Here is a 20,337-nt window from a genome sequence, read left to right as displayed (position 1 = left end):
TCCTTCTTATCGGGTCCTGGATAGGCGGCCACCTCCGGCGTGTGGCCGCGGTTCGCCTTACTCTGAGCGGTTCATCTTGGCTTTCAGCGCCGCCAGTTGCTCACTGATGGCGTCGTCGGCCTTCAGTTCGGCAAACTCTTGGTCCAGCGACTTCTTTTTACCGATGCTGATGCTTTCCGCCTCGGCTTCCATGTGGTCGATACGGCGCTCGAACTGTTCGAAACGCGCCATCGCCTCATCCAGCTTGCCGCTATCGAGCTGGCGGCGCACGTCACGGGAAGAAGACGCGGCCTGATGACGCAGCGCCAGCGCCTGCTGCCGCGCGCGGGTTTCGGTCAGCTTGTTTTCCAGCTCGCCGATTTCGCTCTTCATGCGCGCCAGCGTTTCTTCTACGGTCGCCACTTCCTGCGTCAGCGTGGCGATCAGATCGGCCACCTTTTGTTTTTCGATCAGCGCCGCACGGGCCAAGTCTTCTTTATCTTTGCGCAGCGCCAGTTCGGCTTTTTCCTGCCAGTCGCTTACCTGGTTTTCACCCTGCTCAATGCGACGCAGCAGCTGCTTTTTCTCCGCCAGCGCGCGCGCCGACGTAGAGCGAACTTCAACCAGCGTGTCTTCCATCTCTTGGATCATCAACCGCACCAGCTTCTGCGGATCTTCCGCCTTGTCCAGCAAGGTGTTGATGTTGGCGTTCACGATGTCGGCAAAACGAGAAAAAATACCCATAATTCACTTCCTCTTGGTTCTGATGGCGTCTGAAGCGCCGCGTTAAGTCGTACAGCTTGCCCAAAGATATAATCAAAACCCGTGCCAACTTTTATGTTATTGAAAAGTAACGAATATTATTTTTTGACTCTCTGCGCGCTTGCTGTAGAGTGATTATTTTCACCAAACATTGGCGAATTTCATCATGAACGAACAGCCAGAGAATTTGTTGGGCGAGGCAAACGCCTTTGTCGAAGTCTTGGAGCAAGTCTCCCAGGTCGCCAAGCTGAACAAGCCGGTGCTGGTGATCGGCGAGCGCGGCACCGGCAAGGAGCTGATCGCCCACCGTCTGCACTACCTCTCCAACCGCTGGCAAGGGCCCTTCATCTCGCTTAACTGCGCGGCGCTGAATGAAAACCTGCTGGATTCCGAGCTGTTCGGCCATGAGGCCGGCGCGTTTACCGGCGCGCAAAAGCGCCATCTGGGGCGCTTCGAGCGCGCCGACGGTGGCACGCTGTTTCTCGATGAGCTGGCGACCGCGCCGATGCTGGTGCAGGAGAAATTGCTGCGGGTGATCGAATACGGCCAGCTGGAGCGCGTGGGCGGCAGCCAGCCGCTGCGGGTAGATGTGCGCCTGGTGTGCGCCACCAACGACGATCTGCCGGCGCTGGCGGCGGCGGGCAAGTTCCGCGCCGATCTGCTGGATCGGCTGGCGTTCGACGTGGTGCAGCTGCCGCCGCTGCGCCAACGGCGGCCCGATATCATGCTGTTGGCCGAGCATTTCGCCATTCAAATGTGCCGCGAGCTGGCGCTGCCGCTGTTTCCAGGCTTTACCGAGCATGCCAGGCGAACGTTGCTCGAGTATGGCTGGCCGGGCAACGTGCGCGAACTGAAAAACGTGGTGGAGCGCTCGGTTTATCGCCACGGCGACAGCGACAGCCCGCTGGGCGACATCGTCATCAACCCGTTTGCACCACGCGAGGCCACGCCGGTCGCGCCCGTTCCTGAAGACGCCGGCGCGTTACCGCCGCTGCCGCTGGATTTGAAACACTGGCAGCTCGAGCAGGAGAAGGCATTGATCGAAGCGGCGCTGCAGCAGGGGCGCTTCAATCAGCGCAAGGCGGCGCAGCTGCTGGGGCTCACCTATCACCAGCTGCGCGGCATGCTGAAAAAGCATGCGCTGCTGCAAAACGGCGAAGCGGACGAGGAATAACAGGCAAAAAAAAAGCCAGCACCCGAGCTGGCTTAAAAAACACTGGAAGCAATGTGAGCAATGTCGTGCCTTCCACATCAGAGCCGCAAACTGTGGCCTTCCGTGAACTGCCAGGCGATGATAATAGTTATCAGTATCGTCTGTAAAGCACTTTGTTGAGAATTTTTCTCATTACCACACGAAGATTGCGCAATTACCACTCAGGGAACGGGTCTGCCATGTCCAGCCAATAGTCCACGCCGGCGGCCATTTCATCGTCGCTCAGCAGGCAGTCGTCCAGCAAACGCACGATCGTCGCCTGCTGCAAATGCTGGCCGATAAACACCAGTTCCTGGCGCATATCGCCGAACGGCTCCACCCATTTTTCCTGAATGTGCGCCCGCGCTTCGGGATCCTGCGGCCAATTATCTTGCGGAATGGCGCGCCAAAAGGTGCCCGCGAGGCCGTAGTGGGCGATGCCCCCTGCCTGGCTCCACTGCCCGGCCTGCCGCGGCCGCGTCGCCAGCCAGAAAAAGCCTTTCGAGCGCAGCAGCTTGCCGCCGCCCCAGTCGCCGTTGATCACGCGGTAAAACTTGTCCGGCGCAAACGGCCGCCGCGCCTGATAGACGAAGCTGCTGATGCCGTAGTTTTCCGTTTCCGGCACGTGTTCGCCGCGCAGCTCTTTCAGCCAGCCGGGCGCCTGCTGCGCCTTTTCAAAGCTGAAGCTGCCGGTATTCAGCACCGCCTCCAGCGGCAGTTTGCCCGGCGCGATCGGCACAATGCGGGCATCGGGGTTCAGGCTGGCCAGCAGCGCCATCACTTCGCCCTGCTGGGCTGGCGTCAACAGATCGGTCTTGCTGACCAGGATCACGTCGCAGAACTCAATTTGCTCAATCAGCAGATCCGCCACGCTGCGCAGATCGTCCTCGCCCAGGCTTTGGCCGGCCTCCTGCAGGCTTTGCGCCTGCTGGTACTGCTGGATGAAATTCACCCCGTCGACCACCGTCACCAGGGTATCCAGCCGGGCGAACTGCGACAGGCTTTCGCCCTTTTCGTCCTCAAAGGTAAAGGTTTCCGCCACCGGCAGCGGCTCGGAGATGCCGCTCGATTCGATCAGCAGGTAATCGAAACGCCCGTCCTGCGCCAGTTCACGCACCGATACCAGCAGATCTTCGCGCAGCGTGCAGCAAATGCAGCCGTTGCTCATCTCCACCAGCTTCTCTTCCTGGCGATCGAGATGCACGGCATTTTCCACCAGCGCGGCGTCGATGTTCACCTCGCTCATGTCGTTGACGATCACCGCCACGCGCATGCCCTGCCGGTTGTTCAGGATGTGGTTCAGCACCGTGGTTTTGCCGGCGCCGAGAAAGCCGGAAAGCACGGTCACGGGAAGTTGTTTCATGGGAGCCTCATTAAAATTCATTGCGTAATGCCTGGTAACCGCGCACCAGCTCGACGTTGGTGGCGGCCACTTCTTCCGAAAACTGCAGCGCGCCGCGATCGACCTGGCGATAGCGCGACAGGTCGCTGTCCGGCCCTACGCGCTCGGTCGAGGGGATATAGCGGTTTTCAGGCAGCGTCACGCCGTCCACCACCGCGTTGTAACGCACCACGCAGCCGGACTGGATGTGGCAATTGAACAGCACGCTGTTGAAACCGATAAACACCCGATCGTCGATGCGACACGGGCCGTGGACGATGGCGCGGTGGGCGATCGAGCTGTAACGGCCAATGGTGACCGCCGCCCCGCTCTTGGAGTGGATCACCACGCCGTCCTGAATATTGGAGTGCGAGCCGATGACGATCGGCTCCATGTCGCCGGCGGCGTTCAACTCGTCGGCGCGGATCACCGCGTAAGGGCCGACGTAAACGAAATCTTCGACGATCACCCGGCCGCAAATAATGGCGGTGGGATCGATGTAGGCCAGCGGCGAGACCTGCGGCAGATGGCCGCTGGGATTTTTACGCAGCATGATTTTCTCCCCGCCAGCTCAACTCCGCCACCGCATTGTGGGCATGCAGGCTCTCCTGATGCTCGACGCGCAGCGAGAAGGCGCGGTAATCGCACTGGCTGCGCAGCATGCGATACAGACGGCGCGCCGCATCTTCGCAAAACATCAGGTTCTGACCGTTGGCCAGCGCGAAGGCCTGCTCGTCGCGGCGTTTCACCAGCGTTTGTACCGGCGTGCCCAGCGCGTGTTCGATGCGGTCGATCAATTTCACCGGTTCGAACGCCCGTTCATTCTCGGGCGTCACGGTGACCCAGGCCCAGCTGCGCTGGCTGTGAGGGGTGGCCGGCATTCCCTGCTCCAACAGCCACTCGCTCACCTGCCGTTGGCTGACCCGCTCCGCCGCCTGTTCAAAATCAAACTGAAACTGTTGCTGCGCCAACTGACGGCTGAGCGCCGCCGAACTCGGGCAGGTAGAGGAGTAAGGCACACCGACGGTCAGCGCCAGCGTCAGCGTGTTCGTCAGGGTCGCCTCAATGCGCAGCGGGTAAGCCTTCCAGCCGCGCTGCGGCGACAGCAACGCCGGGCGCGACAACAGCAGCTCGCCGCCGATCGCCAGTTTGGCGCGATCGCTGTGTTCCGGCTGCGAATCCAGAAAGGCCTGCAGCGTTCGGCCGATGCGCTGCGGCGTCAGCTCGCCCTGCGTCAATTCATCCAGCGCCAGATACAGGCGCGACATGTGAATACCGCGTTCGCCCGCCGCTTCGGCGCGCAGGTTGATGCCGGCGTCGACTGTGGCCATCAGTGGCTTGCCGGCCAGCTCCAGCGGCAGTGCGATCCCTTGCATCCCGACCCAATCGAGCCCGACATCACTCATTTCGCCGCGCCATGCCTGAGCGTCCGGCAGCGAACGGCGTGGTGGAAGTGCAACTTCGTTCATACATCCCCTTGCGTTATTGTGACTTTGCCGGGGAACGGTATCATGATTTTGTTATGTTATAACATATCAAATAAGATTTTTTTCACGCCGTTGGGCGACCTGATTAATCAAGTAGCAGAAAACTCAGCGATTTTGCTCAATGGATTGGGCTGCCGGTCAGAGTGCGATACACTAACGCTATTGCTGATTAACCCATGAGCCCCTATGCGTGGTTTACCCCTTTGGATAGTGTCGTTGTGCTTTACCGGCTCCGCCTTGGCCGCGACAACACCGCCCGCGCCCGCCGCGGCGCCGCTGCCGGACATTCGCCAGAGCGGCTTTGTCTATTGCGTCAGCGGCATACTGAATACCTTTAACCCGCAAATGGCCAGCAGCGGCCTAACGGTGGATACCCTGGCCGCCCAGCTGTACGATCGTCTGCTGGATGTCGATCCCTACACCTACCGGCTGATCCCCGAGCTGGCGCAAAGCTGGGAAGTGTTGGACAACGGCGCCACATACCGCTTCCATCTGCGCAAGGACGTGCCGTTCCAGACCACCGCCTGGTTCACGCCCACCCGCAAGATGAACGCCGACGACGTGGTGTTCAGTTTCGCGCGCGTATTTGACCAAAAACACCCGTATCACGACGTCAACGGCGGCGAATACCCCTATTTCGACAGCCTGCAGTTCGGTGATTCAGTGCAGAGCGTGAGAAAGCTCGACGACTACACGGTGGAGATCCGCCTGCAGTCGCCGGACGCCTCGTTCCTGTGGCACCTGGCGACCCACTACGCGCCGGTGCTGTCCGCTGAATACGCCGACACGCTGGCGCGCGAAGGCCACCAGGAGCTGATCGACCGCGAGCCGGTCGGCAGCGGCCCGTTCCTGCTCAATGAATACCGCTCGGGGCAATATATTCGCCTGGCGCGCAACGCCGCCTACTGGAAAGGCCTGCCGCGCATGCCGCAGGTGGTGATCGATCTGGGCGCAGGCGGCACCGGCCGCCTTTCCAAGCTGCTGACCGGCGAATGCGACGTGCTGGCCTATCCGGCGGCCAGCCAGCTGTCTATCCTGCGCGACGATCCGCGCCTGCGCCTGACGCTGCGCCCGGGGATGAACATCGCCTACCTGGCGTTCAACACCCGCAAACCGCCGCTCGACAACCTCAACGTGCGCCAGGCGATCTCGCTGGCGATCAACAACCAGCGGTTGATGCAGTCGATCTATTACGGCACGGCGGAAACCGCCGCCTCAATCCTTCCGCGCGCCTCCTGGGCCTATGACAACGACGCGCACGTCACCGAGTACGATCCGGCCAAATCGCGCGAGATGCTGCGGCAGGCCGGCGTCGGCCAGCTGAACCTGAAGCTGTGGGTGCCGACCGCCTCGCAATCTTACAACCCGAGCCCGCTGAAAACCGCCGAGCTGATCCAGGCCGATCTCGGCCAGGTGGGCATCAACGTCACCATCGTGCCGGTAGAGGGGCGCTTCCAGGAGGCGCGCCTGATGGAGATGAACCACGATCTGACCCTGACCGGCTGGGCCACCGACAGCAACGACCCGGACAGCTTCTTCCGGCCGCTGCTGAGCTGCGCGGCAATCCGTTCGCAAACCAACTATGCTCACTGGTGTGACCCGGGCTTCGACGAGGTGTTGCAGAACGCGCTGTTGTCGCAGCAGCTGTCTCAGCGCATCGACAACTACCGTAAGGCGCAGAAGATCCTCGAGCAGCAACTGCCGGTGCTGCCGCTGGCCTCTTCCCTGCGGCTGCAGGCCTACCGCTACGACATCAAGGGATTGGTGCTGAGCCCGTTCGGCAACGCCTCGTTCGCCGGGGTGTACCGTGAATCCGCGCCGGAGGTGAAAAAGTGATTATCTTTACCCTGCGCCGCATTCTGCTGCTGCTGATCACGCTGTTCTTCCTGACGCTGGTCAGCTTCAGCCTGAGCTATTTCACGCCGCGCGCGCCGCTGAACGGCGCCGCCCTGCTGGACGCCTATCAGTTCTACTTCGTCAGCCTGCTGCACTGGGACTTCGGCGTCTCCAGCATCAACGGCCAGGCGATCAGCGAACAGCTGCGCGAAGTGTTCCCGGCTACCATGGAACTGTGCCTGCTGGCCTTCGCCCTGGCGCTGTTTATCGGCATTCCGCTGGGCATCATCGCCGGCGTGCTGCGCGGCAAATGGCAGGACACCGCCATCAGCACCTTCGCGCTGCTGGGCTTTTCGATGCCGGTGTTCTGGCTGGCGCTGCTGCTGATGCTGTTCTTCTCGCTGCACCTGGGCTGGCTGCCGGTTTCCGGCCGTTTCGACCTGCTGTATCAGGTGAAGCCGATCACCGGTTTCGCGCTGATTGACGCCTGGCTGTCGGACTCGCCGTACCGCGCCGAGATGATCGGCAGCGCCCTGCGCCACATGATCCTGCCGATCGCCGCGCTGGCGGTGGCCCCCACTACCGAAGTGGTGCGCCTGATGCGCATCAGCACCGACGACGTGCTGAGCCAAAACTACATCAAGGCCGCCGCCACCCGCGGCCTGTCGCGCTTCACCATCATTCGCCGCCACGTGTTGCACAATGCGCTGCCGCCGATCGTGCCCAAGCTGGGGCTGCAGTTCTCCACCATGCTCACGCTGGCGATGATCACCGAAGTGGTGTTCAGCTGGCCGGGCCTCGGCCGGTGGCTGATCAACGCCATTCGCCAGCAGGACTATGCGGCGATCTCCGCCGGCGTCATGGTGGTCGGCACGCTGGTGATCACCATTAACGTCCTGGCCGACATTCTGGGTGCGGCAACCAACCCGCTGAAACATAAGGAATGGTATGCCCTTCGATAACGTATACCGCGAGAAAAAGATGCCGAGCCCGCTGCGCTACACCTGGCGGATTTTCTACGGCGACGCGCTGGCGATGATCGGTTTTTACGGCGTGATCGCCCTGCTGCTGCTGTCGCTGTTCGGTAGCCTGCTGGCGCCCTACGCGCTGGATCAGCAGTTCCTCGGTTATCAGCTGCTGCCGCCTTCCTGGTCGCGCTATGGCAACGTGTCGTTCTTTCTCGGCACCGACGATCTCGGGCGCGACATCCTCAGCCGGCTACTGACCGGCACCGCTGCCACCTTCGGCTCGGCGCTGGCGGTGACGCTGGCTGCGGCGTTCTGCGGGGTGATCCTCGGCGTGTTCGCCGGCGTCACTCACGGGCTGCGCTCGGCGGTGCTCAACCACATTCTCGATACCCTGCTGTCCATTCCCTCGCTGCTTCTGGCGATCGTGGTGGTGGCGTTTATCGGCCCCAAACTCGAACACGCCATGCTGGCGGTATGGCTCGCCTTGCTGCCGCGCATGGTGCGCACCATCTACAGCGCGGTGCACGACGAGCTGGATAAAGAATACGTGGTGGCGGCGCGGCTCGACGGCGCTTCCACGCTGCAGATCCTGTGGTACGCAGTGATGCCGAACATTGCGGCGGTGCTGGTGACCGAGTTCACCCGCGCGCTGTCGATGGCCATTTTGGATATTGCCGCGCTCGGCTTCCTCGATCTCGGCGCGCAGCTGCCTTCGCCGGAATGGGGAGCGATGCTCGGCGATTCGCTCGAGCTGGTGTACGTCGCGCCCTGGACGGTGATGCTGCCCGGCGCGGCCATCCTCGTCAGCGTGCTGCTGGTTAACCTGTTAGGCGACGGTATGCGCCGCGCAATCAATGCCGGGGTGGAATAATGCCGTTACTCGATATCCGCAATCTAACGATTGAATTTATGACCGCCGAAGGGCCGGTCAAGGCGGTCGATCGCGTCAGCATGACGCTGACCGAGGGCGAGGTGCGCGGCCTGGTGGGCGAATCGGGCTCCGGCAAGAGCCTGATCGCCAAAGCCATCTGCGGCGTAACCAAAGACAACTGGCGCGTCACCGCCGACCGTTTCCGCTTCGACGACATCGATCTGCTGCAGCTGAGCCCGCGCGAGCGGCGCAGACTGGTGGGCCACAACGTCTCGATGATTTTCCAGGAGCCGCAGTCCTGTCTGGATCCTTCCGAAAGCATCGGCCGCCAGCTGGCGCAGGCCATTCCGGGCTGGACCTACAAGGGCCGCTGGTGGCAGCGCTTCAACTGGCGCAAACGCCGCGCCATCGAACTGCTGCACCGCGTCGGCATCAAGGATCACGACGACATCATGGGCAGCTTCCCGTACGAGCTGACCGAAGGCGAGTGCCAGAAAGTGATGATCGCCATCGCGCTGGCCAACCAGCCGCGCCTGCTGATCGCCGATGAGCCGACCAACGCCATGGAGCCGACCACCCAGGCGCAGATTTTCCGCCTGCTGGCGCGCCTCAACCAGAACAACAACACCACCATTTTGCTGATCAGCCACGATTTGCAGATGATGAGCAAGTGGGCCGACCGGGTGAACGTGCTGTACTGCGGGCAAACGGTGGAAAGCGCCCAGTGCGAAGAGCTGCTGGCGGCGCCGCACCACCCTTACACCCAGGCGCTGATCCGCGCTATGCCGGACTTCGGCCGCTCGCTGCCGCACAAGAGCCGGTTGAACACGCTGCCGGGTGCCATTCCTTCGCTGGAACACCTGCCGATCGGCTGCCGCTTGGGGCCACGCTGCCCTTACGCACAGAAGAAGTGCATCGAAACACCACGCCTGCGCCCGGTCAAAAACCACTTCTTTGCCTGCCACTTCCCGCTGAACATGGAGGAGCAATAACATGGAAACGCTGTTGGAAGTGCGCAACCTGAGCAAAACCTACCGCTACCGCACCGGTCTGTTCCGCCGCCAGCACGTCGAGGCGGTGAAATCGGTCAGCTTTACCCTGCGCGAAGGCCAGACGCTGGCGGTAATCGGCGAGAACGGCTCCGGCAAATCCACGCTGGCGAAGATGCTCTCCGGCATGGTGGAACCGACCGCCGGCGAACTGCTGATCGACGATCATCCGCTGGAATTCGGCGATTATCGCTATCGCAGCCAGCGCATTCGCATGATTTTTCAGGATCCGAGCACCTCGCTCAATCCGCGCCAGCGCATCGGCCAGCTGCTGGACGCGCCGCTGCGGCTGAACACCAGTCTGGAACCCGCCGAGCGCGAGCAGCGCATCAACCAGACATTACGCCAGGTCGGCATGCTGCCGGATCACGCCTACTACTATCCGCACATGCTGGCTTCCGGGCAGAAACAGCGCGTCGCGCTGGCGCGTGCGCTGATCCTGCAGCCGAAAGTGATCGTCGCCGATGAGGCGCTGGCCTCGCTGGACATGTCGATGCGCTCGCAAATCATCAACCTGATGCTTGAGCTGCAGGAAAAACACGGTATTTCCTATATCTATGTCACCCAGCACCTCGGCATGATGAAGCATATCAGCGACCAGGTGCTGGTGATGCACGAAGGGGAAATCGTCGAGCGCGGCAGCACCGCCGAGGTATTGGCGGCGCCGCTGCACGAATTGACCAAGCGACTTATCGCCAGCCACTTCGGCGAGGCGCTGACCGCCGACGCCTGGCGACGCGACGGCGGCCGTTTTTGAGCCACGTCTGTACATGCAAACCCGCTGCGGCGGGTTTTTTTATTACCGCGCGTCTTGGCCGCTTAGCCAGAAAACGCACATACAAATTACATTCTTGTTATATATCCTTATATTTTATTCCTTTCAGTTATTGATTAGTCCGTAACATTATTTTATCTCGCCAGGGCGATCGGTGAGGATATCCCCTACGTTGAGCCTCTCATACGACAGGGTATCGCACTGATGAACAGCCTTCGCCATCGCCGCCTCACGCAGTTTCTGCTCACGCTGGCCGCCGGTTTCTCTGTTTACGGCCACGCGCTGTGCTGCGATGAGCTGCGCTAAATCTACCTTTCGCCCCGCCTGCGGGCATGTTGACTCTTTGTCCAGCCGCCGCTGCCGCACGCACCGGTGGCTGTTGCTCATGATTAAGGATTGACCCTATGGAACGACTCCGTCGACAACATAATGCCCAGTGGTATCACGAAACCCAAAGCAGCGTGCGGGGCGATGCGCCGCTGGAGCCACAGGCGGCTACCCTGCGCGATCGTTTTCTGCTGGGGTTGGGCGCCTTCGCCGATGAAGCGTTAAACGCTGCGCTCGGCGCCCGCGCCGGGGTATTCAACGCCTCGCTGGCCGGTTACCACGCCCTGTTTCCCGACCAGGTGTCGCTATCACGATACGTGACATTGTCACCCTATGATCGACTCAGCACCGCGCTGACCGTCGCTCAGGTGACCGGCGTGCAGTCGCTCTGTAGCCACTACGCCGCCCGCCTCGCCCCGCTGCACAGCCCGGACGCCTCCCGGGAAAGCAATATCCGCCTCGCCCAGATCACCCAATACGCCCGCCAGCTCGCCAGCCAGCCCACGCTGATTTGCCGCAGAGCGCTGCAGCAGCTTGGCGACGTCGGGCTGAGCCCGGCGGATATCGTCACCTTTTCGCAAATCATCGGTTTTGTCAGCTACCAAGCGCGCGTGGTGGCGGGCGTAGCGGCGTTGGCCGGCCGACCGGCGGTGGTGGTGCCCGGTTTCCCGAACGTCGAAGACGCCGATGGCGTAACCTTCAGCACCGAAGAGTTAAGCTGGACTGCGCGCCTGCCGCCAATCGACACGGAAGCCGCCGCCGCCGAACAGCTTGACGTGCTGGATCAGAGCCACCCGCAGGCGCGCGCCGAATCTTATTACCTGCTGCTGGCGCACGATGCCGCCGCACTGCGTGAGCGCAACGGCGTGTTTAACGGCATCAATGCCGAAGGATATGGGTTGTCGAGCCGATTGAAAGCGCTGGCGACGCTGGCGGTCTCGCGCATCAACGGCAGCCGCTACTGCGCGGCCACGGTGGCGCATGAATTGCAGGATGACGGATTGGTACAGGCGCTGTTCGCCGGGCTGCCTCAGGGATTGGCGTTTACCGAGGACACGGTCAAACGCGCGGTGATCCACACCGCCGCCGAGCTGACGCGCGCACCGGAGAAATTTACCCCGCAGAGCGTGCAGCCGTTGTTCAACAGCGGCCTGAATCAGGCACAGGCGCTGGAAGTGATCCTCACCGCCGCGCTCTACGCCTGGGAAAATCGGCTGCGCCAAACGCTGGGCGATGCGGAGCCTTTCATCGCCGCCGACTGAAGACCGCTACGCGGCCTGATTACCGGCCGTGATACGCCGCGTTTTAGACATTCTGCTGACGCAGCCACTCGCTGGCGGCGTCGAAGAATTTTTGCGCCAACGGCGTGGCGCGCTCTGCCATATCGACCACCACCGCCGCATGACGCGGCATGGCACCGATGGCCACCGGACGGCGCTGCAACGCCGGCATCAGCGGCGATTGCAGCTGGCCGCGTGGAAACAGCCCGCAGCCCAGGCCGACGAAAATCCCCTCCAGCAGTTGGAAGATCGAGGCGGTTTCAAGCCGCGTGTGCAGCGTCAACCCGGCGTCGCGGAAGTGTTGATCGAGATAGCGGCGGAAATAACGCGTCGGCTCGGCCAGGCACAGCGGCAAAGCGGCCACCGCCTCCAGCGGCAACGGCGTATCGCCCACCAGCTTCGGAAAGTGTTGCGGATGGAATACCAGCTCGACGCCGGTTTCCACCAGCGGTTGCGATTGGAAGTGCAGCTCCTTTAAGGTCGACAGCTCGAAAAAGCCGATGCCGATGTCAACGGTATGCGCCGTCAGCGCCTCCAGTAGCTGATCGGCGCTCAGCACCGCCAGCCGGTAATCGAGATGCGGGTAACGCTCGCTGACCGCCTTGAGCATTTCCGATACCGAGATACTGCACTGCGGCACCACGCCAAGGCGCAGCGTGCCGTGCAAGCCGTGCTTGAGCGACTCCACCTCCAGCTTCAGCCCCTGGTAAACCGAGACGATCTCACGCGCCCACGCCAGCACCCGCTCGCCTTCGGCGGTAAAACCGCCGAAATGGTTGCCGCGGTTAATCAGTGAAACGCCCAGCTCTTTTTCCAGATTTTTCAATCGCATGGATAGCGTCGGCTGGCTAACGAAGCTGGCCTCCGCCGCCCGGCCGAAGTGACGTTCTCGTTCTAAATTACACAAATAAATCAGTTGTTTAATATCCATAGCGCGGCTCAATGATCGGCATTCGCACCAGTATACCACCGGGCACCGTCGTCCGCCCGGCGAGTCAGAGCTTCAGCTTCACGTAATCCACCAGGCGCGAGAACACGCCGCCCTGCGGCACCGCCTGCAGCGCCACCAGCGGCAAGGTTTTCACCACCTGGCCATTGTCGCTGATGCGGATCTCGCCAACGGTCTGCCCTTTGCCAATCGGCGCTTCGAGCCGTGCGCTATTGATCACGTACTGCGCCTTCAGCTTGTCCGCCTCGCTTTTCGGCAGGCTGAGCGACTGCTCTTGCGCGCTACCGACCGGTAACCGATGATTCTCGCCGTACCAGACCGGCTCTTCCCCCAGGCTTTGGCCGGCGCTGAACAGGTGTACGGTGGCAAAGTCGCGCAGCCCCCAAGTCAACAGCTTACGCGCCTGCTCCTCACGCCCTTTAGCGCTTTTGCCGCCCATCACCACGGCAATCAGGCGGCGATCCCCTTCGGTGGCGGAGGCGATGATGTTGAAGCCGGCCGAGGCGGTGTGCCCGGTTTTCAGCCCATCGACGTGCAGCGTCTTATCCCACAGCAGGCCATTGCGGTTCTGCTGCGTGATGCCATTCCAGGTCAGCGACTTCTCGCTGTACATATGGTATTCCGCCGGTTCACTCATGATGATGGCGCGCGCAATCACCGCCAGATCGCCGGCGGTGGTGAACTGCCCCGGCGCATCCAGCCCGTGTACCGTTTCGAAATGGGTGTTCTGCAGGCCCAGCTGCGCGCTCTTCTCGTTCATCAGCTTGACGAAGTTGGCCTGGCTGCCCGCCACATAATCCGCCATCGCTACGCAGGCGTCGTTGCCGGAATCGATGATGATACCGCGGCTGAGATCGCGCACCGTGACCCTGTCACCTAGCTTCAGGAACATCAACGAAGATCCTTTGAACACCGGGTTGCCCTGCGCCCAGGCGTCTTTCCCCACGGTGACGACATCGTCGAGGCCAATCTTGTGCTGGTCGAGCGCGTGGTCGATCACCAACCCGGTCATGAGTTTGGTCAGGCTGGCCGGGTTGCGCCGTTCGTCGGCATTGCCGGCGGCCAACACCTGGCCGGTGGTGTAATCCATCAAAACGTAAGAGGCGGCGTCTATCGTCGGCGGGGTCATGGTAGGAAAATTGGGCGTCGTTTCCGCCGCCTGCGCCGCTAAAGGCAGCAATATGCCGCCGATTACCACTGATACTGAACGCTTCACGCTGTGTTCCTCAGGCCCGCAGGCTGAATAAAATGCCAATATAATCCGCGAGATAGACTGCATGAATTCACTTTCAGACGAAACCATTACTCTTTTGCAGCGGGTGTCTTTATGCAACCATTTGTTTACGGCACCGCCCGCCGGCGATAGATGCGCTCTATGCCGCCATTGCCCCATTCGATTAGACGCCACCCCTCAGCGCCCCTAAACTTGTGACATAAATACGCAAGACGCATAAAAAAGCGTTTACTTTTTAGCTACAACCACCTGCGAAGTGTCACCATGAAATTCAAACCGTCAATCAAGCCTTATACCGGCCCGGCGGGCGGCTGGGGTTCGCTTGAAGCCACCACCCGCTTTGTCCTCGACAGTAAACAAACGCTAAAAAACATGCGCAACCTGATGCGCGTCAACAAGGCTCGCGGCTTCGACTGCCCCGGTTGCGCCTGGGGCGACGACAATCACAGCACCTTCAGCTTCTGCGAAAACGGCGCCAAAGCGGTCAGTTGGGAAGCGACGCGCAGCGCCGTGGAGCCTGAGTTCTTCGCCGCCCACAGCGTCAGCACGCTGCAGCAGCAGAGCGACTATTTCCTCGAGTATCAGGGTCGCCTCACCCATCCGATGCGCTACAACGCCGAAACCGACCACTATGAACCTATCCATTGGCCGGACGCGCTGGCGCTGATCGCCAAACACATCAACGGCATGGACAACCCGAACCAGATCGAGCTGTATACCTCGGGCCGTGCCAGCAACGAAGCGTCGTACCTTTATCAGCTGTTCGGCCGCATGCTCGGCACCAGCAACTTCCCCGACTGCTCCAATATGTGCCACGAGGCGAGCGGCGTCGGGCTGAAGCAGAGCATCGGCGTCGGCAAAGGCACCATCCGCATCGATGACTTCGAAAAGGCCGATGCCATCTTCGTGTTTGGCCAAAACCCCGGCACCAACCACCCGCGCATGCTGCACAGCCTGAAGAACGCCTCCCGACGCGGCGCGCGTATCGTCAGCTTCAACACCCTGCGCGAGCGCGGGCTGGAAAGGTTCGCCGATCCGCAGGATCCGGTACAGATGCTGACGCCAAAATCCTCGCCGATAAGCTCTTCCTATTACCAACCGAATCTGGGCGGCGATATGGCGGCAGTGCGCGGCATGGTGAAAGCCCTGCTGGAAACCCACCGTCAGCGCCTGGCCGCCGGCGAGCCCGCCCTGTTCGACCTGGCGTTTATCGAACGGCACAGCGTCGGCGTGGAGGCTTACCTGGCGCAGGTAGACGCCACCGAGTGGCAGACCATTACCGCGCAGTCGGGCCTGAGCGAGGCGCAGCTGCGCCAGGCGGCGGCCACCTATCAGGGCGCCGAACGGGTGATCTGCACCTGGGCGATGGGCGTGACTCAGCATAAACACTCTATTGCGACGGTGCGTGAAATCACCAACCTGCAGCTGCTGTTCGGGCAGTTGGGCAAACCGGGCGCCGGCCTGTGCCCGGTACGCGGCCACAGCAACGTCCAGGGTAACCGCACTATGGGAATCGACGAGAAGTCGCCGAAGGCGCTGCTCGACAGCCTGGAGCGCCACTTTAACTTCACCGCCAATCGCGCGCTGGGCCACAACACGGTGGAAGCGATCGAAGCGATGCTGCGCGGCGAAGTGAAAGTGCTGATCGCGCTGGGTGGCAACCTGGCCGCCGCGGCGCCGGACACCGAACGCACCGCCCGCGCCCTGCGCAACTGCGATTTGACGGTGCATATCAGCACCAAGCTTAACCGCAGCCACCTGGTGACCGGCAAAGACGCGCTGATCCTGCCGACGCTCGGCCGCACCGAGCTTGACATGCAGGCCAGCGGCTCGCAGTACATTACGGTCGAGGATTCGTTCAGCATGGTCCACGCCTCGGAAGGCATCGGCAAGCCGCTGGCGGAGACCCAACGTTCGGAGACGGCGATCGTCTGCGGCATCGCCGACGCGGTGCTGGGCACCCAGCAGCTGGATTGGCTGGAATTGGCCGACGACTATTCGCTGATCCGCGATCACATCGCCGCCACCATTCCCGGCTTCGAAGATTTCAACCGGCGCTGCGACCAGCCCGGCGGTTTCTACCTCGGCAATGCCGCCGCCGAACTGCGCTTCGCCACGCCGAGCGGCAAGGCGGAATTCAGCGCCGCCGCGCTGCCGACCACCCTGTTCCCACAGCTGGGCAGCGAGAAAGCACCGTTCACCCTGCAAACGCTGCGCTCGCACGATCAGTACAACACCACCATCTATGGTCTGGATGACCGCTACCGCGGCGTTTACGGTCAGCGTGAAGTGCTGTTCATCCATCCGGAGGATCTGGCGGCGCTGGGCCTTCAGGACGGCGAACGGGTAGAGATAGAAACCCTGTGGAACGACGGCGTGGTGCGCAAAGTGGACGGGTTCAAGCTGGTGAGTTACGACATTCCGCGTGGCAACCTGGCGGCCTACTACCCGGAAACCAACCCGCTGGTGCCGCTGGCCAGCTTCGGCGACGGCACCGGTACCCCGACCTCGAAGTCGATTCCGGTGGTGATCCGCCGCAGCGAACAGCAACCTTCGCTGCGCATCGCCTGAAAATGCGCGCCCGGTTCACGCCGGGTGCGCCAATATCCCCAGGATGGTCTGCAACTCGTCCGACAGCTGATGCCGTCGCCAGACGAAATACAGGTCGCTCAGCCCCTCTTCGCCCATTTCCAACACCTTCAGCCCCGGCGCCGGCAAGATCAGCGGCAGCAACGAACCGGGGACGCAGGCGACACCACAACCGGCCTGTACGCAGGCCGCCATCGCGGCATAAGACTCCATTTCCAGCGTCATGCGCGGTTTCAGCCCACGCGAGGCCAGCCAGTGATCCACCTTCAGACGAAACGAACATTCGCGGCTGAACGTGTAAAACTCCAGCGGCGCCAGCGTGGCGGCGTCGGGTTCCCCGGCATCGGCCGGCATCAGCAATACCAGCCGTTCATCGAATGCCTTTTGGCTGGCGAGCAGCGGATGTTCAATCGGGCCGTCGGTGATCGCCAGGTCGAGATCGCTGTCGATCAGCATGCGTTCCAGCACCAGCGAGTCGCGGCTCAGCACGTTGATGTGCAGATGAGGCTGTAAACGGCGCAGCCGGGCAATGCGCGCCGGCAAATGGCTGACCAGCGAGAAATCCAGCGCCCCGAGGTTCAGCAGCCCACGCTGATGCTCGCCGGCGAACAGTTGCTTGCTGCGCTCCGCCTGCGCCACAATGTCGCGCGCCTGCTGATAGAACAGCCGCCCTTTGGGATTGACGTACAGCCGATTCTTGTCGCGGAAAAACAGTTCGCCGCCCAGCGACTCCTCCAGTTCGCGCAGCCGCAGCGTGACGTTGGAAGGCACGCAGTGCAGCTCGCGCGCGGCGGCGGCGATGGTTTTGTGCTCCACCACGGTACAGAAAAACTTCAGCTGGCTCAGCTTCATCTGTCATTCACTTTTAGTCAGTGTTTTAGTTAAAAACAATCACTTTAGATTAGCATTGATTTCACCTACAGTCTGCCGACACCCTGAGGAGGATCTCTGATGCCACTGAATGATCTACTGACGCTGCCCGGCGTGGCGGCCCAACCGGACGCGGTAACCGACGGTTACGTGTTCAACCACACCATGATCCGCGTGAAGGATCTGACCAAAGCGCTGGATTTCTACACCCGCGTGCTGGGCTTTACCCCGGTCTATCTGGAAACGTTCGAAGAAGCCGCTTTTACCATCTGCTACCTGACACGCAGCCCGCGTGAACAGATCCCGCAGGACGACGATGAGCGCAAACGCTGGGCGCTGAACCAGCCGGGCATTCTCGAGCTGACCCATAACCACGGCACCGAAAATCAGGCCGATTTCCATTACCACAACGGCAACGGTGAGCCGCGCGGCTTTGGCCACCTGTGCGTCACGGTGCCGGACGTGCGCGCCGCCTGCGAGCGGTTTGAGCGCCTCGGCGTCACCTTCCAAAAGCGCCTGCATGAAGGCCGTATGAACTACGTGGCGTTCATTCGCGATCCGGACGATTACTGGATTGAAATCCTGCAGCCGACGCCGCTGCGGGACTGATCGCCACCCGCCCTTCACCCCGGCCTTCGCGCCGGGGTTTTCCCTCGATAGCACTCCGATTGACCATTCTTGCGCAAAATCGCGTGGCAACGCGGGGTTCCGTGACGTTAGGCTTGCTCGCAGCGGGTGATTCGCGTAAAACTGTCAGCCGCAAATCTTGCCACTCACAACCCATTCACTGGACGATATGTTTCAAGATAACCCGCTGCTGGCGCAGCTTAAACAGCAACTTCACTCTCAGACCCCGCGCGTTGAAGGCGTAGTGAAAGGGACTGAGAAAGGCTTTGGCTTTCTTGAAGTAGACGGTCAAAAAAGTTACTTCATTCCGCCGCCGTACATGAAGAAAGTCATGCACGGGGATCGCATTATCGCCACCCTGCACACCGAGAAAGAGCGCGAAATCGCCGAGCCGGAAACCCTGGTCGAGCCGTTCCTGTCGCGCTTTGTCGGCCGCGTGCAAAAGCGCGACGACCGTCTGTCCATCGTGCCCGATCATCCGTTGCTGAAAGATGCGATTCCGTGCCGCCCGGTGCGTGAATTGACCCACAACTTCCAGGCCGGCGACTGGGCGGTGGCGGAAATGCGCCGTCACCCGCTGAAAGGCGATCGCGGCTTCAACGCCGATCTGACCCACTTTATCACCGAAGGTGAAGACCATTTCGCCCCATGGTGGGTGACGCTGGCGCGTCACAACCTGGAGAAAGAAGCGCCGGAGATGCAGGCTCTCAGCGAGCCGGCCGCTGCGCTGGTGCGTGAAGACCTGACCGCGCTCGAATTCGTCACCATCGACAGCGCCAGCACCGAAGACATGGACGATGCGCTGTATGTGACCGACAACGGCGACGGTTCGCTGCAGTTGACCATCGCCATCGCCGATCCGACCGCCTATGTCGAACAAGGCAGCAAGCTGGACGATATCGCCCGCGTGCGCGCCTTCACCAACTACCTGCCGGGCTTCAACATCCCGATGCTGCCGCGCGATCTGTCGGACAACCTGTGCTCGCTGCGCCCTAACGAGCGCCGCCAGGTGCTGGCTTGCCGCGTAACCATCGCCGCCGACGGCGCGCTGGGCGAGGATATTCAGTTCTTCGCCGCCGAGATCGAATCCAAAGCCAAGCTGGTATACGACGAAGTCTCCGACTGGCTGGAAGGCATTGCCGGCTGGCAGCCGCCGAGCGACGCCATCGCGCAACAAATCACCCTGCTGAAGCGCGTTTGCGACGCGCGCAACGCCTGGCGCCATCAGCATGCGCTGGTGTTCAAAGACCGCCCGGACTACCGCTTCGTGCTGGGTGAAAAAGGCGACGTACTCGAGATCGTTACCGAGCAACGCCGCAGCGCCAACCGCATCGTTGAAGAGTGCATGATCGCCGCCAACGTCTGCGCCGCCATCGTGCTGCGCGATCGCCTGGGCTTCGGCGTGTACAACGTGCACACCGGTTTCGATCCTGCTCTGGTCGAGCAAGCGGTCACCGTATTGCAGGCCAACGGCGTGGAAGCCGAGGCCGAGAAGCTGCTGACCCTCGACGGTTTCTGCGAACTGCGCCGCCACCTGGATGCGCAGCCGACCCAGTTCCTCGACAGCCGCATCCGCCGCTTCCAGACCTTCGCCGAGATCAGCACCACGCCGGGGCCACACTTCGGTCTGGGTCTGGAGGCTTACGCCACCTGGACATCGCCGATCCGTAAATACGGCGATATGGTCAACCATCGCTTGCTGAAGGCGATCATCAACCAGCAGCCGGCAGAAAAACCGCAGGATGACGTGACGGTGCAGCTGGCGGAACGCCGCCGCCTGAACCGCATGGCGGAGCGCGACGTCGGCGACTGGCTGTACGCCCGCTTCCTGCAGGACAAGGCCGGTACCGATACCCGCTTCAACGCCGAGATCATCGACGTGACCCGCGGCGGCCTGCGCGTGCGCCTGCTGGACAACGGTGCGGTTGCCTTCATCCCGGCACCGTTTATTCACGCGGTGCGCGACGAGATGCAGTGCAGCCAGGAAACCGGCACCGTGCAGATCAAGGGTGAAGTGGTTTACCGCCAGAGCGACACCTTGCAGGTCACCATCGCCGAAGTGCGCATGGAAACCCGCAGCGTGATCGCCCGTCCGGCGGCCTGAACGCCAGCCTGAAACGGCCGCAACGCAAAGCGCCGACGGTGAAAACCGCCGGCGTTT

The 20,337-nt window shown here is 61.8% G+C and carries 17 protein-coding genes; 10 read left to right on the top strand and 7 right to left on the bottom strand.

The annotated features are described in order from the left end of the window. Positions 1-57: 57 nt before the first annotated feature. Complete coding sequence (gene pspA / locus WCL58_RS02365; protein WP_025303000.1) at positions 58-723, bottom strand: phage shock protein PspA; 666 nt, start codon at positions 721-723, stop codon at positions 58-60. A gap of 184 nt (positions 724-907) precedes the next feature. On the opposite strand from pspA, the gene pspF reads away from it, so the two are divergent. Further along, on the top strand, positions 908-1,915 hold the full coding sequence (gene pspF / locus WCL58_RS02360; protein ID WP_084827732.1) for a phage shock protein operon transcriptional activator: 1,008 nt from the start codon (positions 908-910) through the stop codon (positions 1,913-1,915). A gap of 193 nt (positions 1,916-2,108) precedes the next feature. Here pspF and zigA read toward each other — a convergent pair whose 3' ends face one another. Genes zigA through folE2 form a run of 3 tightly spaced genes read right to left on the bottom strand, consistent with a single transcriptional unit; the run spans position 2,109 to position 4,783 of the window. Next, the gene (gene zigA / locus WCL58_RS02355) at positions 2,109-3,296 is read right to left on the bottom strand and encodes a zinc metallochaperone GTPase ZigA (RefSeq protein ID WP_060439838.1); all 1,188 of its coding nucleotides are present in this window, start codon (positions 3,294-3,296) and stop codon (positions 2,109-2,111) included. Positions 3,297-3,306: 10 nt separating this feature from the next. Further along, positions 3,307-3,867 carry a carbonate dehydratase gene (locus WCL58_RS02350; RefSeq protein WP_025303003.1) on the bottom strand — a complete coding sequence of 187 codons (561 nt, stop codon included), beginning with the start codon at positions 3,865-3,867 and terminating at the stop codon, positions 3,307-3,309. Next, on the bottom strand, positions 3,857-4,783 hold the full coding sequence (gene folE2, locus WCL58_RS02345; protein WP_197802093.1) for a GTP cyclohydrolase FolE2: 927 nt from the start codon (positions 4,781-4,783) through the stop codon (positions 3,857-3,859). Before folE2 ends, WCL58_RS02350 begins: the two co-directional genes overlap by 11 nt. Before the next feature lie 204 nt (positions 4,784-4,987). Here folE2 and sapA point away from each other — a divergent pair, with 204 nt between their 5' ends. The 6 genes from sapA to WCL58_RS02315 all read left to right on the top strand — a co-directional run bounded on the left by sapA (position 4,988) and on the right by WCL58_RS02315 (position 11,889). After that, on the top strand, positions 4,988-6,637 hold the full coding sequence (gene sapA, locus WCL58_RS02340) for an ABC transporter substrate-binding protein SapA (protein ID WP_336850399.1): 1,650 nt from the start codon (positions 4,988-4,990) through the stop codon (positions 6,635-6,637). Then, a complete protein-coding gene (sapB, locus tag WCL58_RS02335) occupies positions 6,634-7,599 on the top strand; it encodes a putrescine export ABC transporter permease SapB (RefSeq protein WP_004930575.1) in 966 nt (321 codons plus the stop codon). The genes sapA and sapB overlap by 4 nt, the downstream gene beginning before the upstream one ends. Beyond that, positions 7,586-8,476 carry a putrescine export ABC transporter permease SapC gene (sapC, locus tag WCL58_RS02330; protein WP_060418571.1) on the top strand — a complete coding sequence of 297 codons (891 nt, stop codon included), beginning with the start codon at positions 7,586-7,588 and terminating at the stop codon, positions 8,474-8,476. The genes sapB and sapC overlap by 14 nt, the downstream gene beginning before the upstream one ends. Next, entirely contained in the window at positions 8,476-9,468 is a 993-nt protein-coding gene (gene sapD, locus WCL58_RS02325) for a putrescine export ABC transporter ATP-binding protein SapD (protein ID WP_019452674.1), read from the top strand. The genes sapC and sapD overlap by 1 nt, the downstream gene beginning before the upstream one ends. 1 nt (position 9,469) lies before the next feature. Beyond that, entirely contained in the window at positions 9,470-10,282 is an 813-nt protein-coding gene (sapF, locus tag WCL58_RS02320; RefSeq protein WP_033648455.1) for a putrescine export ABC transporter ATP-binding protein SapF, read from the top strand. Between the two features lie 422 nt (positions 10,283-10,704). Then, positions 10,705-11,889, top strand: a complete 1,185-nt coding sequence (locus WCL58_RS02315; protein WP_084827729.1) for a CMD domain-containing protein — start codon at positions 10,705-10,707, stop codon at positions 11,887-11,889. 43 nt (positions 11,890-11,932) lie between these two features. Here the strand turns inward: WCL58_RS02315 and WCL58_RS02310 are convergent, their stop codons facing one another. Both WCL58_RS02310 and dacD read right to left on the bottom strand, forming a co-directional pair. Further along, on the bottom strand, positions 11,933-12,838 hold the full coding sequence (locus WCL58_RS02310; RefSeq protein ID WP_025303008.1) for a LysR family transcriptional regulator: 906 nt from the start codon (positions 12,836-12,838) through the stop codon (positions 11,933-11,935). Positions 12,839-12,902: 64 nt separating this feature from the next. Next, positions 12,903-14,072: a serine-type D-Ala-D-Ala carboxypeptidase DacD gene (gene dacD, locus WCL58_RS02305; protein ID WP_336850398.1), complete on the bottom strand. Its 1,170-nt coding sequence runs from the start codon at positions 14,070-14,072 to the stop codon at positions 12,903-12,905. A gap of 282 nt (positions 14,073-14,354) precedes the next feature. On the opposite strand from dacD, the gene WCL58_RS02300 reads away from it, so the two are divergent. Beyond that, positions 14,355-16,661: an FdhF/YdeP family oxidoreductase gene (locus tag WCL58_RS02300; protein WP_336850396.1), complete on the top strand. Its 2,307-nt coding sequence runs from the start codon at positions 14,355-14,357 to the stop codon at positions 16,659-16,661. 15 nt (positions 16,662-16,676) lie between these two features. Here the strand turns inward: WCL58_RS02300 and WCL58_RS02295 are convergent, their stop codons facing one another. Beyond that, positions 16,677-17,531, bottom strand: coding sequence for a LysR family transcriptional regulator (locus WCL58_RS02295; RefSeq protein WP_213872956.1), 855 nt, complete (start codon positions 17,529-17,531; stop codon positions 16,677-16,679). 99 nt (positions 17,532-17,630) lie between these two features. On the opposite strand from WCL58_RS02295, the gene gloA reads away from it, so the two are divergent. Both gloA and WCL58_RS02285 read left to right on the top strand, forming a co-directional pair. Further along, positions 17,631-18,158, top strand: a complete 528-nt coding sequence (gene gloA, locus WCL58_RS02290; RefSeq protein WP_164123776.1) for a lactoylglutathione lyase — start codon at positions 17,631-17,633, stop codon at positions 18,156-18,158. A gap of 187 nt (positions 18,159-18,345) precedes the next feature. Further along, complete coding sequence (locus WCL58_RS02285; RefSeq protein ID WP_060439832.1) at positions 18,346-20,280, top strand: exoribonuclease II; 1,935 nt, start codon at positions 18,346-18,348, stop codon at positions 20,278-20,280. The last annotated feature ends 57 nt before the right edge of the window (positions 20,281-20,337 follow it).

The sequence above is a fragment of the Serratia sp. TMDUHS_CL genome, from assembly GCF_037137105.1.
Classification (GTDB): Bacteria; Pseudomonadota; Gammaproteobacteria; order Enterobacterales; family Enterobacteriaceae; genus Serratia; species Serratia nevei.
Note: the sequence above shows the minus strand (reverse complement) of the source record. Positions and strands in the feature narration are given on the sequence as shown.